Raw genomic sequence first — 15,124 nt, 5'->3', positions numbered from 1 at the left:
GGTTGAAAATTTGTATATTTGGTGCTGGTGCTATAGGGGGGTTTGTTGGCGCAAAGCTTGCTGAAGCGGGAGCTGAGGTAAGTATGGTTGCCAGAGGTCCGCATTTGTCGGAAATGAAAAGAAATGGGCTAACCTTATTAGAAGAGGGCCTAAATCCTAGAAGAATAAAAATCAAAGTTGCCCAAGATCCTTCAGAATTGGGTGCTCAGGATTTTGTTTTTGTCACTTTGAAAGCCCATTCAGTGCCATCTGTTGCTGAGAGTATGGCGCCATTATTCCGCGAGGATACTACAATTGTAAGCGGGGTAAATGGTGTTCCGTGGTGGTATTTTTACAAAGTTGGCGGTGAATTTGAGGGGACAAGGCTTTCTTCAGTGGACCCTGATAATAAACAATGGAACTTTTTTGGTCCAGAACGTGTGTTAGGGTGTGTGGTTTATCCCGCTGCAGAAGTTACTGAACCTGGAGTAATTAGGCATATTGAGGGTTATAAATTTTCGCTGGGAGAACCTGGTGGAGAGAAATCCCAACGTGCTTTGCAGTTCTCAGAGGCATTAAGATCTGCGGGTCTAAAAGCTCCCGTAAGGAAAAAAATTCGTGATGAAATTTGGGTTAAACTTTGGGGTAATTTATCATTTAATCCAATTTCAGCTTTAACACACGCAACCCTAAATATTTTATGTGAAGACCGGGATACACGACAAGTTCTTCGCGCAATGATGCTTGAAGCCAAAGCGATCGGTGAAAAATTAGGGGTAAATTTCCCAATTGACGTGGATCAAAGAATAAATGGAGGAGCCGCAGTTGGCTCTCATAAAACATCAATGCTACAAGATTTGGAGTTGGCTCGTCCTTTAGAGATCGATGCGATATTAGGCTCAGTCCAAGAGTTGGGTAAAATTACAAAAACGACGACGCCAACCATAGATACTGTATTAGCAATTATTAAATTACGAGCTAGGACGGCAGGTCTTTATCCAGGTTGATGTGATTGAACTAATTTGCGCTGTAGAAAAAGAAATTTAAGTTACAGAAACTGTTTCTCTCCATAGAAAATCAAGTGAATCAATTTCATCAGTATTAAAACTGTCACTTTTCTCCCAGTATTTACCGTCTTCTACAAAATAACCTAATGTAGCCTCCTTTTGTTTGGCCTGGTTAAATTTATTTTCATTTACTTTAAATGGTTTAGGAGCAGGTGAATTTACAGATTTTCGCCTTGGTGCAATTAGTTTGCTATCAGCCTTTGATAAATTGGTTATTTGACAGCCCTGCCTTAGGGCAATCGAGTAGACCCTTGCTGACTTTGCTTCAAGTGAGCGAAGTGAAATATCTTCCCTTAAAGGGTCGGCTGTACCAGTGCCATAAAAATGGGTTGAACCGGTTTTAGGATAAACCATATCGCAACCTAAAATATCTATCGAACTAGGTGAATAGTAGCCAAGTGCCCAGTAAAGTGCGGTGAATGCCATCGTTCCACCGGCGTAAACGAAACCACCATACTGATTTTGAATATCTACAAACTGTTTTTCATCAACTTTTTTTTGTGATGATTTTAAGACCTGGGGTTTGTTTTGATTTGGAAAATCATGAGGGAATATGTGATCTGTCCACCCTTCAATAACCTTCCAAGCGTTATTAATAACAACTATTTTATCATAGCCTGAGAGGTCTTGTTCTAATATATCAATTACATTTGGGCCAGAGCCCAAAATGAGAATTTTATTCACAAATATTGCCACCATTAGGATATGAAAAATAGGTAGATTTGTAGTTCATTTTATCTGTTAACTACGCAGTTATTGTACCAGATATTTGCTCAAAATGCTGTGACATATATATGCGAAGCCATGGAGTGAATTCATCTGGGTTTGTTTCAACCTTGTTGGCCAGTTCAATTTGGTCTAACCATTTAATTTCCATAACTTCTTCTGGATTTGGGGTAACTTTTGGAGGGGTTGAACAGGTTGCTGTGAATATTTCAACAATTTCGTGTTCTATAAGTCCTTGACCGACATCAGCGCGATATTTAATTTTCCCTCTCTTTTTTAGTTCCAACCCAGTTAAGTGCAATTCCTCGAATAGCCGCCGGTTTGCACAGTCAATATCTGTTTCATTCCAATAGGGATGAGTGCAACATGTGTTTGCCCATAAACCTGGGGTATGATATTTGCCCAAGGCTCGTCGCTGAAGTAATATTTTGTTATCGTGAAATAAAAAAACAGATATAGCTTTGTGCCTTAAGCCAAGTTTATGGGCTTCAAGTTTCTCTACCGGTTGAAGTGTTCCATCTACCCACGCTGGTATCATAATATTCATGTGAACTCCTTCGATACTATTCCAGTAAGATGAGCGAGGTTTTTGAACATAATTTTTAAATGCGCTAATGGTCGTGCGCTCACCAGTTTTTTATTCATGTACGCCTCGAATGTGAGGGTCTGTACATCTACATCGTGGCAAAGCGAGACAAACCGCTCTCGCCTATTGTCCGATTTATAGTAAGCATTTTGCATCGCACCTAAGACATTAAAAACAGTTCCATGCTCTTTAAGAAAGCGTTGCCTTGCTAATTTCAAAGTCTTTGGAGATCGTGATACTAAAGTTTCTACAATTGTTTCTGCTGCAATCTGTCCGGCAGCCATCGCATAATAAATACCTTCTCCAGAACTTGGCGCTACAACACCTGCCGCATCTCCAGCTACAAGCACATCTTTTCCATTATCCCATCGTTTCAATGGTTTTAGTGGTATCGGGGCTCCCTCTTTTCTAATTGTTTTACATTTATCTAAGCCTGCTCGGCTTCGTAGTTCTGATGTTGCCGTTTTTAGGTCAAAGCCATGGTGCCCGGTACCCATCCCAACAGATGCACTTTTGCCATGGGGGAATACCCAGCCATAAAAATCTGGTGATATTATTCCGTCATATATCACATCGCAACGTTCAGGGTCATACTTTCCGGTTGCCTCTGGAGCCTCTATAATTTCATGATATGCAATGACATATGGTATTTTATCACTGTCAGGAATTTCTGCTTTTGCTACGTTCGAACGAGCTCCGTCGGCTCCTATAATATATCTTGTTTTAAGCTGTTCAACGGTCCTATTTTCGTGATTTCGAAAGTGAATTGTAGTTCCTGAATTGTCTCGAGTTATTTTTTCAAATGTTCCTGTAAATCTTGTAGCACCTTTTTTTGCTGCGCGTTCTCTCAAAAACTCGTCAAACTCTTCTCGGTCGACCATTCCAACATACCCGTTTTCAATTGGTATATCTACAGAACGGTTGGTTGGAGAAACCATTCTAGCTGTGGTAACCTTTGCCTTTAATAGCTCATCGGGAATTTCAAAGTCTATGATTGCCCGCGGAGGTATAGCGCCACCACAGGGCTTTATTCTGCCCGCTCGGTCCAATAATGCTGTTCTGTGTCCTAGGCTGGCCAAATAGCTTGCTGCCGTTGACCCACATGGTCCTCCACCAATAACTACTACATCAAACATATTACTCTCCCACCATTTGGGTTGCCCCACTAAATGCGTTGGTTATACTTCTGGTTGCTATGGTTGCTGCCAACGCGAATAAAGCTGCCTCGAAAATGAATACCGCTCCATATGCATCTGCTTGACTGAAATTTATTAGACGCAGCAGGTCAACAAGAACAGTGCCTAGCAGGCCGCCGAAACCAGCAGCAATAGCTTGGGCTGCTCCCCATAATCCCATCCGTGTACCCTCTCTTTTATCATTGTTTTGGCTAGCTAACGACATCATCGAGCCGATCGCAGCTACCGCAAACATCCCGTTGAAAAATCCAAGTCCAAATACCAATGGAACAAGTGGAGAAATTTCAGGGGATTGACCCGCTAACGCTATAAGAATTAAGCTGATGCAAGATCCCATACATCCTGCCCAAACCCAATTTTTTAAAGCGCCAAACTTAAAGCCAGTACAGGCTATTCCAACTGCTAGCATTCCCAGAAATACACCGCCGTTTTGCATTCCAGAAAGTGACGTTGATTGACCAGGTGTAAAAGAAAACACAAGTCCTGAATAGGGTTCAAGTATAAGTTCCTGCATGAAATATGCGGTCATTGATAAAAATACAAAGATGGTGAAACGTTTTGTTTGGCTATTAGACCAAATTATTTTCAAGCCCAAAATAAATGATTGAGATTGATTGGTATTCTTCTTTACGCGTTCAAGCCCTCTTTCTATATTTAAAGTTACCACCCCTGTAAGTAAAATTGTCAGCATTGTGAGACCAAAGACAATTTTTATCATTCTTTGCACTGAATAAGGGTCAAGCAACTTTCCAACAATAGTGGCGGTTAGAGCAATTCCAAAAATCATCATTAGCCAAGTAATTGTTGCAGCGGCAGCGCGTCTGCGCTGTGCAGTATGAGTTGCTAAGAGAGCAAGTAATGAGGTGCCTGAGGCACCAACTCCCAGACCAATTAAAATATATGCTAGGATGGAGAGTAAAGTAGCAGCGGTGGTGTTAAGTGAATATAGAGGAATGCAAAGTGCTGCCAAGTTTGCGCCAAGAGCTAGTATTATCATACCTAAAATAATCCATTTAGTTCGATTTCCTTGAACATCTGAGATAAATCCCCATCTGGGTCTAGAAATTTGAACTAAGTAATGAATTGCTACCAAAGCGCCAGGAATTGTGGCTGCTAATGAAAGTTCGACTACCATCAATCTATTGAGAGTTGATGTCATTAGAACGACTACTGCGCCTAAGCACATTTGCACCAAACCCAATCGAATAATTGAAAGCCATGAAAGTGTCATCTTACAAAGCCCCAAAATTTCTCAGGCCAAAAGCACAAACCATCATGCCGAGCACAAACATTAATACTCCGGTTGCATTATACCACGGTGCAAGTTTGAGAGGGTCTTTCAATAATCTACGCATTGCTACGAATTGACCCGCGACTAAGCAGCTTACAACAATCGCGTATTCAATCGCGCCCCAACTGGCCATCAACATTACAACTATTAATTGGGGAGTGGTCATTACCCAACAGGCAATTTTAGCTGCTTTGTCTGGCCCAAATTTAACGGGTAAAGAATTAATTCCCGTTTGTTTGTCACCTTCAAGAGCTTTGAAATCGTTTAGGGTCATAATGCCGTGAGCTCCCACAGCATAAAGTGAAGCAATCACTACTATATTAAAATTTGGAAAAGTTTGGCTCATGACAGCAGCACCGGTAAACCAAGGCAATCCTTCATAGCAAAGTGCTACAATGCCTGGACCCCACCAGCCGGATCTTTTTAATCTGATCGGTTCGCAAGAATAAGCCCAGGCTGCAGCTACGCCCAATAAAGTGGCGCAAAATCCCCAGATACCAAGTTGCCATCCAATAACCAACGCTAGCAGGCTCATGGTTATTGCTATCCAAAGGCCCCATAAACCCGGAATACGGCCTGATGGGATTGGTCTGTCCGGTTGGTTTATCGCATCTACATGCCTATCGCACCAATCGTTTGCTGCCTGACTCATTCCACAGACAACTGGTCCGGCCAAAGCAATGCCCAAAATAATTAACGCTAAATTAGGCAGAATACCCATACCTGAAGATATTACTCCACAAGCATATGCCCACATAGGTGGAAACCAAGTAATTGGCTTTATAAGCTCAAGCACCGCTAACGGGTTAGAAATAGATTGGTTTTGTTTAATATAATTGACACTCATGTGTCATATATTATTGACAATTAATTTTGTTTCAAGAAAAACCTGCTTAAATATCGTTACCAATTCAATTTGTTATGGGTCAAAATTGAAGGCTTAGCTTTCTTCAGTATCTACCAAACCGTACTTGTGTAGTTTTACATAAAGGCTTTGCCTTGAGAGGCCAAGCATTTCAGCTGCCGCTGCTTTGTTGTTATTTGTGGTTTCAATGGCAGTCTGAATACAGATTTTTTCAATCACATCGGTTGTCTCGGCTACTATTTCTTTTAGTGATGCACTGCCAACTAACTCTGCAACAGATGGATTATTATCATTTGAAGCTAACGCAGGTCTGGTTGGCACTGGTTGCTCAGTGCGAGAAATTTCTCTTATAACAAAAGAAATTTGTTTCAATGTGCTGTTAGCTATTTTCGTCATTGAAACTTCAACGGCTGTTTTTATTCCAAAATCATTTTTTAGATCAGTAGAATATATACGCATCGGACCAGCTCTTTGGACATTTTCAAGCATAACTGCGAGGTCAATTTGTCCTTTTGAAAGGAAATCTCCTAAACTTCGTCCTACAATCTCTGATCCTTGAGCTGTGTTTATAAGTTCTAAAAAACTTTCATTCACATAGGTTATAACCCCATTGGGGTTTGTAAATACTATTCCGTCTGTTCCGTTTTTGTATAAAGCAATAAGATTTTGGGAAAGAGGATCATTAGGGCTCAATTGGCTAGATTGAAGGTTCAGCCTTACAAGAAGGACTTTTTGTCCTGATGCTCTGTATATAACAGGGTATAAACTTGCTTCAGTACTTTGGCCATTATGACTGACGGTAATTGTTAATGTCGTCTTATTTATGGCTGCCATTGCCATTTTGTCAGTAAGTTCCTTTTTATCTTTTAAAGCCACGAATCTTGCAAACGGTTGGGTTAATAATGTATCTGTATCTTCTCCAAGCAGTGTACATGCGGCTGGGTTCGCTTGTCTTATATTCCCGCTGTTTGCGTCTAGAACAAAAATAGGTTCACTTGCAGTTGAAAATATTGACCTGTAATGAGCGTCGTACTCTTTACGCTCTTCATGACTTTTCTCAACTGCAATTTGTGCTTGTACGAGTTGTTGCTGCGTTTCAGATATGGTCCTCAGATCTCTACCCAACAGCAAAATATTATGATTTTGACCTACCAAATGGGCATTATAGCGAACGGGAAACTGCCATTTTGCATTATCTTGGTGGTTTAGCTCAATCGAGTGTAGTATGGTTTTTCCGGAATTGAGCTGTTCTAAAGCCCTTTCAAATTTTGGCACACTCTCAATCGTTAGGAATTTAGTAATATTTTTCCCTTCCCAGTGGGATAGATCACCATAATACTGTTCGCTTTGATTAACGAGTACTGATTTAATTGAGCCCTGTAGATCTATCATCACGGCAATATCTGATGATGTCGCTAGGATGTTTCCTAAAAACTCTGGCTCAATCATTGGTATTGAGCCAAAATCCCAAAAGGTACTTGCGCTAGTCTTCATTTGCTAGCCCCATTTTTTATATAAATCGCAGGTTCATTTGCCTTATAGTTCTCTATTTTTGAGATAACAACATCGATATTGTTAGAAAATCCATCTGCATCTACTTTATCCTTAATTTCTGGTTCAAGATCTAGAATTTTGCCTCCCAGAAAGATGAGGGGTTTTTGTGCTACCTCTTGTTTAATCAAATTGATGCTTTTGGTAATGTAGTCGATTGAGTGGTGGCCGGAGCAAGAAAATAGAACAGCTGAGAATTCATGGTCTTTACACAGCGTTATAAGTTCTTTTGAATTTGCGGAGTGAAGAAATTTAACAGAATGCCCTCGTCTTCTTAGCTTATCAGCAAGGATTGACGGTCCAAGTGTATGTTGCTCATCTTTACAAACTATGAGCAAAAGTCCATGTGCAGATTCAATTTCGGACTCGCTGTTCTGATAATTAATCACATTATTTAAAATCATTTGCAGCCGTGAAGTCGCTAAGGTCACTTGGCCAAAACCTTTCAAATCATCCACCCAGTCATCACCCAATTCTTCCGCAGCCATAGGTATGCAATAATCAATAACAATTTCAGCTGGAATTAGTTTTTGATCTAATGCGTCAAGAGCCAAATCAAGATCAAAATTTCCCGATACGCAGTAGCGTGTTAGCCATTTGGCTGTTTCAGTAATCTTCTTTTGTTCACTGGGTTGTAATTTCTGCCGAACACCGGACAAAGCTCTCTTTGCCAAATCGTCGATTTGCAGTTTCAAATCGCTCTTTGAAGTCGACGATATTTCTCTGTCCGACATTGAAGCGCTTTCGGTGTGCGTTTCCCGAGGGGCTAACTTCTCGTTATCCGCACTAAATTGTCCCACGCCGAGTGTTACAGAATGCGCGCGATCTGTCAAATTTATCCGACTAAACTTCTTGGCCAGATTAAAAAAATGTCTTGTCATGTTTGCTTGCTCCGAACGCGAGATACGTGTTGTTCGTACATTAGCTGTAAATACCTTTATACACTCTTTAACCAAAAAGTGTAACTTTTAATTGACATTCGGTATTACCGAGCAATATCCTTGCTTTAAAACGGCCTTGGGGGGACACCCATGCAGAAACAAAATTGTGGGACGAGGCAGCCGCCTCAACTCTACACGTCTGAGCAAAAAAAGCGACGTGATGAAAGCATCTGGACCCTTATTCAGGGTGTACTTGCGCCAACTCAATTTATTGCTTTTGCAATTTCAACAGTCCTTGTGATTTGGTATCTGTGGACCGGTGACGGATATGGATTAGCTACAATTTCAGTGCTCGTTAAGACCGCGCTTTTACTTACAATAATGGTCACTGGAGCTATATGGGAAAAGGTTGTTTTTGGTCAGTATCTGCTTGCACCAGCATTTTTCTGGGAAGATATTGTAAGCTTTTTCGTTATATTCTTGCACTTGGCATACGTTGCTTTTCTTTGGGCAAACTACCTTACAGAACAATCGCTTATGATACTAGCATTGGTGGCTTACTTTGCCTACGTCGTGAATGCTGGTCAATTTCTTTTGAAATTCAAAGCTGCAAAAATTCAATCAAATCTGGGGGATAGCTATGCCTAAAGATGCACCACAACTTGGGTGTGCTCAGGCACCTATTCTCAAAGAGCGGGGTCAGCATGAGGTGTTTTGTGGCTTAACGTCAATCGTCTGGCTTCATAGAAAAATGCAGGATGCTTTTTTTTTGGTAGTCGGTTCACGTACTTGTGCACACTTGCTTCAAAGTGCAGCTGGTGTAATGATTTTTGCAGAGCCAAGGTTCGCAACAGCAATTCTTGAAGAGACAGATTTAGCGGGGATGGCCGATGTCCACGAAGAGCTTGATCGTAATGTAAGTCAATTACTGTCAAGGCGACCTGACATAAAAAGACTTTTCCTAGTGGGTTCATGTCCATCTGAAGTGATAAAGTTGGATTTGGCTACTGTGGCTGAAAAATTGTCAGAAAAATATTTTCCTAATGTAAATGTTATTAATTTTTCGGGTTCAGGTATTGAGACTACTTTTACCCAGGGCGAAGACGCTTGTTTGGAGGCGGTGATTCGCTCGCTGCCTTCGAGCGAAAAGACACAACTGGCAGTTCTGGGAGCACTTCCTGACATTGTACAGGATCAAATGATGCGTCTTTTGGAGCAGCTTGGATTGAAAAATGTTTTTGTGCTGCCTCAGGTAAAATTTGATGATGACGTTTCTATAGGGAAAAATACTCAATTTATTTGTGTGCAGCCGTTCTTGGGTGCCAGCTATGAAGAAATGGTTCGTAGAGGTGCAAAACCAATAAGTGCAAATTTTCCATTTGGGGCTGAAGGCACCACAAAGTGGCTATGGGCAATCTCAGAGAGGTTTGGTATTTCAAAAGCTAAGTTCGATACGGTGGTGGCCGCTCCAAAATTGAGAGCGGAACAAGCGGTAGCAGCGGTCGCTGATGGACTTAGGGGAAAATCAGTCTTCTTTTTCCCTGACAGTCAGCTTGAAATTCCATTGGCGCGTTTTTTATCTGCTGAATGTGGAATGGAGTTAACAGAAGTTGGCAGTCCTTTTATACACAAATCTCTAGTTCATGCAGACTTAGAGGACTTACCAGCGCCAACTCAAATTTCAGAGGGGCAGGATGTTGATAAACAGTTAGATAGGGTCTTCGATTATAATCCTGACCTTACGGTTTGTGGCTTAGGGTTGGCAAACCCGTTGGAGTCAAAAGGATTGTCAACGAAATGGGCTATAGAACTAGTATTCAGTCCAATTCATTTTTATGAACAGGCTGCCGATCTGGCTAGTCTGTTTGCACGCCCCTTAAAACGAGCAGAATTGCTCAAGGTGGGCCCTTAAATGAAGCTATCTGTTTGGACATATGAAGGCCCTCCGCATGTAGGAGCCATAAGAGTGGCTACAGGCATGGAAAAGGTACATCTTGTTTTGCATGCACCGCAGGGCGACACCTATGCCGATTTATTATTTACAATGATTGAAAGAAGAAATCACAGACCACCAGTAACTTATACTACTTTCCAGGCGCGTGATTTGGGGTCTGATACTGCAACTTTATTCAAGTCTGCTTGTGAAGATGCTTACAACCGATTTAAGCCAGACCTAATGCTAGTAGGGGCTTCTTGTACGGCAGAGTTAATTCAAGATGATCCTGGAGGATTAGCTGAAGCGCTAGGTCTACCAATTCCAGTCGTTGCGTTAGAATTGCCTAGCTATCAGAGAAAAGAAAACTTTGGTGCTGACGAGACATTTTTCCAAATTGTTAAAAAATTAGCGGTTCCTCAGCCCAGGACTAAAAATATAAGTTGTAACTTAATAGGACCTACTGCCCTTGGGTTTAGGCATAGAGATGACGTCGAAGAAATTGAAAAAGTTCTCCAAAATTTGGGAATTGAGGTGAATGTAGTAGCCCCAATGGGCTCAAATCCTGGAGATATCAGAAATTTAGGGGCTGCTCATTTTAATGTTTTGATGTATCCAGAAACGGGAGAAAGTGCATGTAGGTTTCTGGAAAAGAACTTAGATCAACCATATACAAAAACTGTTCCTATAGGCGTTGGCGCTCTTTCTCAATTTGTCAGTGAAATAGAAGAGGTAACGGGCCTCACGGATTTGCAAAATAAAGTTGGATCAAGATTGCCTTGGTACTCTGCCTCAGTCGATAGTACATATTTAACTGGTAAAAGAGTATTCATTTTTGGTGATGGTTCACATGTTATTGCAGCTGCGAAGATAGCAGCGGATGAAATCGGATTTGAAGTTGCTGGCTTAGGCTGTTTTAATCGAGAGATGGCTCGCCCTGTGAGAGCCGCCGCGAAATCTTTGGCCCTCGAAGCACTTATTACCGACGATTACCTTGAGGTGGAGGCAAAAATTTCCGAGCTGGCGCCTGAGCTTATTCTTGGAACACAGATGGAAAGGCATATTGGTAAACGACTGGGTATTCCATGTGCAGTCATTTCCGCGCCAGTCCACGTCCAAGATTTTCCTGCTCGCTATTCTCCTCAGATGGGGCCAGAGGGTGCAAATGTAATTTTTGATACATGGGTGCATCCATTAGTAATGGGACTCGAAGAGCATTTACTAACAATGTTTAGGGAAGACTTTGAGTTTTCGGATGCAAACGGGCCAAGCCATCACGCTGCTCATCAGCCAAAAACCATTGAAAAAGAAACTATAGTTGAAGAGGCTTCGTCTCAAACTGGATCCTCCCATGTGATTTGGATGAGCGATGCTGAAAAAGAGTTGCGGAAAATCCCCTTCTTTGTTCGTGGAAAAGCTAAGCGAAATACTGAAAGATATGCCGTTGACAAAGGTGTTTTAGAAATTTCAATCGATACACTATACGAGGCTAAGGCTCATTATGCTAGATAATCGCCTCGATAAAATATCATACCGTATTTCAATAATTACATTGGATTCGCATAATGCAATGCCCTGTAAGCGCGCTTGGTCTAATCTGTTGGAAGAATTTGATGGCTTAGAAGTTTCAATTTTTGCAGCCGCTGAATGGGGCGAAAATCCCAGTGCCCTGGCTCAAACCAAAGCCGCAATTGATAAATCAGATATAATAGTTGTAAATCTTCTTTTTCTGGAAGACCATATCAAGCCAATTTTACCCTTGTTAAAGGCTAGAAGAGAAAAGTGTGATGCGATGATTGGTGTAGTTTGTGACGCTGATTTAGTAAAACTGACTCGAATGGGCTCATTGGATATGCAGGCCCCAGAAAGCGGTGCGGTAGCACTATTAAAAAAATTAAGAGGTTCTTCGAAACCATCTTCTGAAACCGGTGAGAAAAAAATGCGTATGTTACGCCGGTTGCCAAAAATTTTAAAGTTTATACCCGGTAAAGCCCAAGATTTACGCGCTTGGTTTTTGGTAATGCAGTACTGGTTAGGAGGTACAGACGAAAACATCGAGGAAATGCTCAGATTCTTAATTTCGCGATATTCACATATTGATAGTTGGCGGGGTGTGAAAGCTGAGCCGCCACGAGAATATCCCAATGTTGGTGTATACCATCCAAATTTGAAGGGTCGTATTTCAGAAGATCTGACTGATATTCCAGAAGTCAAAAAGCCAATTGCAACAATTGGTTTATTATTGATGCGTTCTTATGTTTTAAGCGGAGATACTGCACATTATGATAAGGTTATAGAAGGTTTTGAGGCTTTAAACGTCAAAATTATACCAGCTTTTGCTGGTGGCTTGGATGGCAGGCCAGCCATAGAGAAATATTTTATTGGCGCAGACGGGCCGTTAATTGATGTTCTGGTTTCCCTTACTGGTTTCTCGCTCGTTGGAGGTCCAGCATATAATGATACAAATGCCGCAGTAAAAACTCTCTCAAACTTGAATGTCCCGTATATCTCGGCGCATCCCCTTGAGTTCCAAACCTTGCCTCAATGGGAAGTTTCGTCAACTGGGTTGGGGCCAATAGAAACAACTATGCTTGTTGCTCTTCCAGAACTTGATGGAGCAACCGTGCCGACTGTGTACGCTGGCAGGCAGGGAGATGCTGATACGACGAAGGCAATGTTGCCATATAATGAAAGGGTCAATGCATTAATTTCCCGCGCAGTAAAAATTGCAGAATTAAGGCGCTTGGAGGTTTCGAGGAGGAAAATTGCTATTATTCTATTCGGCTTCCCACCTAATGCCGGAGCTGTTGGTACAGCTGCCTATTTAGAAGTTTTTCAATCTCTTTTTAATACTTTGACGGCAATGAAGGATGCTGGTTATGAAATAGAACTGCCAAAATCATGTGCTGAGCTAAGGGCTGAGGTAATAGGAGGAAATGCCAAAGTATATGGTCAAGAAGCAAATGTAGAAGGCCAGGTTAGTGCAGATTGGATAGTAAAAAATACGCCTTGGCTTTCTGAAGTAGAGGAGCAATGGGGTCCTGCTCCTGGAAGGATACAATCTGATGGAAAATCTGTCTTTATACTAGGTAAGACATTTGGGAACGTATTTGTTGGTGTTCAGCCTACCTTCGGTTATGAGGGAGATCCCATGCGACTTTTGTTTGAAAAAGGCTTTGCTCCGACGCATGCTTTTTCAGCTTTTTATCAGTGGTTAAAACTAAATTTTGACGCTAATGCTGTCTTGCATTTTGGTATGCATGGCGCCCTAGAGTTCATGCCTGGAAAACAAACTGGCTTGAGCGGGAAAGACTGGCCAGATAGATTAATTGGTAATTTACCCAATATCTATTTGTATGCGTGTAACAATCCGTCTGAGGCAAGTCTGGCCAAACGGCGGAGTAATGCAACAATAATTAGTCATTTAACACCGCCGTTGACCTGTGGTGGGTTATACAAGGGTCTTCTAGAATTAAAAGAAAGTTTGGTTCGTTGGCGTGAGATGGACAGTGAAAACCCGCTTCGCAAAGAGCTTGAGCTTTTAATTGCTGAGCAAGCCGAGGCTGTAGATCTTAAAGATCAAAATATTGAGGAATTGTGGGTTAAACTTTTAGAAACTGAGGATGCATTAATACCTGAAGGTTTGCACGTAGTAGGTAAGCCGTTGAGTGATGATCAAGTTGAAAACTATCTAAATGCTTCCGGATGTACATCATCCGACAGTAAAGAACGCTTAGTTGAAAATTTAAGGCTAAATAGTGAAATTCCTGCCATTCTAAATGCTTTGGGTGCTAATTATATAGCACCTGTGCCAGGTGGTGACCTTGTAAGATCTGCCGAAATTGTTCCAACGGGCAGAAACATCCATGCTTTTGATCCGTTTCGGATGCCAACAACATTTGCCTGTAAGCAAGGATTTGAGCAGGCCCAAATGCTTCTCGACAAATATGACGGCATCCCTAAAAGTTTAGCCCTGGTTTTATGGGGATCAGACAATATTAAATCGGATGGAACCCAAATTGCTCAGGCTCTTGCTCTTATAGGTGCAAAACCACGTTTTGATAGTTTTGGAAGGTTGTGCGGCGCTGATTTAATTGAATTGTCCGAGTTAGGTCGGCCGCGAATTGATGTTGTTATGACCTTATCTGGGATTTTTCGTGATTTACTCCCGTTGCAAACACGGATGTTGGCTGAAGCCGCCTTTAAAGCGGCATCTGCTAATGAAGATCCAAGTGTTAACTATATAAGGGCAAATGCACTGGAGTATGTGAAAAATACCGGTGTAGATTTGGAAACAGCTGCGTTGCGAGTTTTTTCGAATGCGGAGGGCGCTTACGGATCGAACGTAAACCAGTTAGTAGATAGTTCATCGTTTGATGACGAAGATGAATTGGCTGACGCATATGAAGCGAGAAAAGGTTTTGCTTATGGGATGTCGGGCAAGCCACAAAAAAATCAAAAATTGCTTCAATCAGCGCTATCTAACGTCGAAATTGCTTATCAGAACCTAGAAAGCGTCGAATTAGGTATCACTAGCGTGGATCATTATTTTGATACTCTTGGGGGTATTTCTAGAGCGGTAAAGAGGGCGCGCGGTGGCGAACAGATTGAAGTCTATATTTCAGATCATACCAAGGGATCAGGTAAAATCCGCACATTATCTGATCAAGTAGCGCTTGAAACTCGCTCGCGTTCCCTTAATCCAAAATTTTATGAAGCTTTACTTGAACATGGTGCGGAGGGTGTGCGTCAACTTGAGGCGCACGTAACGAATACAATGGGGTGGTCGGCCACCACGGGTAAAGTGGAGCCATGGGTGTATCAAAGAATAAGTGAAACTTTTGTTCTTGATGAAGAGATGCGTAATCGTCTTGCAGACTTAAATCCTACTGCAAGTTCTAGAATGGCAAATAGACTTTTGGAGGCAAACGAGCGCTCCTACTGGAGCCCAGATGCCGAAACAATCGAAGCATTACAAAATGCGGCGGAGTCGCTCGAAGATAGAATGGAAGGCATTGCTGCACAATGACTGAAACGAAGTATAAAATG

Annotated in this window: 12 protein-coding genes; 5 read left to right on the top strand and 7 right to left on the bottom strand. The window is 41.8% G+C overall.

The features are described from left to right. Window positions 1-2: 2 nt before the first annotated feature. Window positions 3-986, top strand: coding sequence for a 2-dehydropantoate 2-reductase (locus tag ACTF5Q_RS01625; protein ID WP_438952970.1), 984 nt, complete (start codon window positions 3-5; stop codon window positions 984-986). A gap of 36 nt (window positions 987-1,022) precedes the next feature. On the opposite strand, the gene ACTF5Q_RS01620 is transcribed toward ACTF5Q_RS01625, so the two are convergent. The 7 genes from ACTF5Q_RS01620 to ACTF5Q_RS01590 all read right to left on the bottom strand — a co-directional run bounded on the left by ACTF5Q_RS01620 (window position 1,023) and on the right by ACTF5Q_RS01590 (window position 8,142). After that, window positions 1,023-1,730, bottom strand: coding sequence for a hypothetical protein (locus ACTF5Q_RS01620; protein ID WP_438952969.1), 708 nt, complete (start codon window positions 1,728-1,730; stop codon window positions 1,023-1,025). A gap of 61 nt (window positions 1,731-1,791) precedes the next feature. Next, on the bottom strand, window positions 1,792-2,319 hold the full coding sequence (idi, locus tag ACTF5Q_RS01615) for an isopentenyl-diphosphate Delta-isomerase (protein WP_438952968.1): 528 nt from the start codon (window positions 2,317-2,319) through the stop codon (window positions 1,792-1,794). After that, on the bottom strand, window positions 2,316-3,494 hold the full coding sequence (locus ACTF5Q_RS01610) for a geranylgeranyl diphosphate reductase (protein ID WP_438952967.1): 1,179 nt from the start codon (window positions 3,492-3,494) through the stop codon (window positions 2,316-2,318). Before ACTF5Q_RS01610 ends, idi begins: the two co-directional genes overlap by 4 nt. A gap of 1 nt (window position 3,495) precedes the next feature. Further along, window positions 3,496-4,785, bottom strand: coding sequence for a BCD family MFS transporter (locus ACTF5Q_RS01605; RefSeq protein WP_438952966.1), 1,290 nt, complete (start codon window positions 4,783-4,785; stop codon window positions 3,496-3,498). A 1-nt stretch (window position 4,786) separates the two neighbouring features. After that, window positions 4,787-5,692, bottom strand: a complete 906-nt coding sequence (gene chlG / locus ACTF5Q_RS01600) for a chlorophyll synthase ChlG (protein ID WP_438952965.1) — start codon at window positions 5,690-5,692, stop codon at window positions 4,787-4,789. 93 nt (window positions 5,693-5,785) lie between these two features. Beyond that, window positions 5,786-7,204 (bottom strand): transcriptional regulator PpsR, encoded by a 1,419-nt coding sequence (ppsR, locus tag ACTF5Q_RS01595; protein ID WP_438952964.1) that lies wholly within the window; start codon window positions 7,202-7,204, stop codon window positions 5,786-5,788. After that, on the bottom strand, window positions 7,201-8,142 hold the full coding sequence (locus ACTF5Q_RS01590) for a cobalamin B12-binding domain-containing protein (protein ID WP_438952963.1): 942 nt from the start codon (window positions 8,140-8,142) through the stop codon (window positions 7,201-7,203). The genes ppsR and ACTF5Q_RS01590 overlap by 4 nt, the downstream gene beginning before the upstream one ends. 150 nt (window positions 8,143-8,292) lie before the next feature. Here ACTF5Q_RS01590 and bchF point away from each other — a divergent pair, with 150 nt between their 5' ends. Genes bchF through ACTF5Q_RS01570 form a run of 4 tightly spaced genes read left to right on the top strand, consistent with a single transcriptional unit; the run spans window position 8,293 to window position 15,104 of the window. Then, window positions 8,293-8,790 carry a 2-vinyl bacteriochlorophyllide hydratase gene (bchF, locus tag ACTF5Q_RS01585; RefSeq protein WP_438952962.1) on the top strand — a complete coding sequence of 166 codons (498 nt, stop codon included), beginning with the start codon at window positions 8,293-8,295 and terminating at the stop codon, window positions 8,788-8,790. Further along, window positions 8,783-10,054 (top strand): ferredoxin:protochlorophyllide reductase (ATP-dependent) subunit N, encoded by a 1,272-nt coding sequence (locus ACTF5Q_RS01580; RefSeq protein ID WP_438952961.1) that lies wholly within the window; start codon window positions 8,783-8,785, stop codon window positions 10,052-10,054. Before bchF ends, ACTF5Q_RS01580 begins: the two co-directional genes overlap by 8 nt. After that, a complete protein-coding gene (gene bchB / locus ACTF5Q_RS01575) occupies window positions 10,055-11,587 on the top strand; it encodes a ferredoxin:protochlorophyllide reductase (ATP-dependent) subunit B (RefSeq protein ID WP_438952960.1) in 1,533 nt (510 codons plus the stop codon). Then, window positions 11,577-15,104: a cobaltochelatase subunit CobN gene (locus tag ACTF5Q_RS01570; RefSeq protein ID WP_438952959.1), complete on the top strand. Its 3,528-nt coding sequence runs from the start codon at window positions 11,577-11,579 to the stop codon at window positions 15,102-15,104. Before bchB ends, ACTF5Q_RS01570 begins: the two co-directional genes overlap by 11 nt. Window positions 15,105-15,124: the final 20 nt, after the last annotated feature.

Source organism: Candidatus Salinivivens marinus (assembly GCF_965655845.1).
GTDB classification, from domain to species: domain Bacteria; phylum Pseudomonadota; class Alphaproteobacteria; order Rhodobacterales; family Rhodobacteraceae; genus Salinivivens; species Salinivivens marinus.
This window is presented reverse-complemented; position numbering and strand designations above follow the sequence as displayed.

Bases quoted from the DNA above. Each gene is read 5' to 3' on its own strand.
- idi (WP_438952968.1), bottom strand. From the start codon at position 2,319: ATGAATATTATGATACCAGCGTGGGTAGATGGAACACTTCAACCGGTA.
- ACTF5Q_RS01610 (WP_438952967.1), bottom strand. From the start codon at position 3,494: ATGTTTGATGTAGTAGTTATTGGTGGAGGACCATGTGGGTCAACGGCA.
- ACTF5Q_RS01605 (WP_438952966.1), bottom strand. From the start codon at position 4,785: ATGACACTTTCATGGCTTTCAATTATTCGATTGGGTTTGGTGCAAATG.
- chlG (WP_438952965.1), bottom strand. From the start codon at position 5,692: ATGAGTGTCAATTATATTAAACAAAACCAATCTATTTCTAACCCGTTA.
- ppsR (WP_438952964.1), bottom strand. From the start codon at position 7,204: ATGAAGACTAGCGCAAGTACCTTTTGGGATTTTGGCTCAATACCAATG.
- ACTF5Q_RS01590 (WP_438952963.1), bottom strand. From the start codon at position 8,142: ATGACAAGACATTTTTTTAATCTGGCCAAGAAGTTTAGTCGGATAAAT.
- bchF (WP_438952962.1), top strand. From the start codon at position 8,293: ATGCAGAAACAAAATTGTGGGACGAGGCAGCCGCCTCAACTCTACACG.
- ACTF5Q_RS01580 (WP_438952961.1), top strand. From the start codon at position 8,783: ATGCCTAAAGATGCACCACAACTTGGGTGTGCTCAGGCACCTATTCTC.
- bchB (WP_438952960.1), top strand. From the start codon at position 10,055: ATGAAGCTATCTGTTTGGACATATGAAGGCCCTCCGCATGTAGGAGCC.
- ACTF5Q_RS01570 (WP_438952959.1), top strand. From the start codon at position 11,577: ATGCTAGATAATCGCCTCGATAAAATATCATACCGTATTTCAATAATT.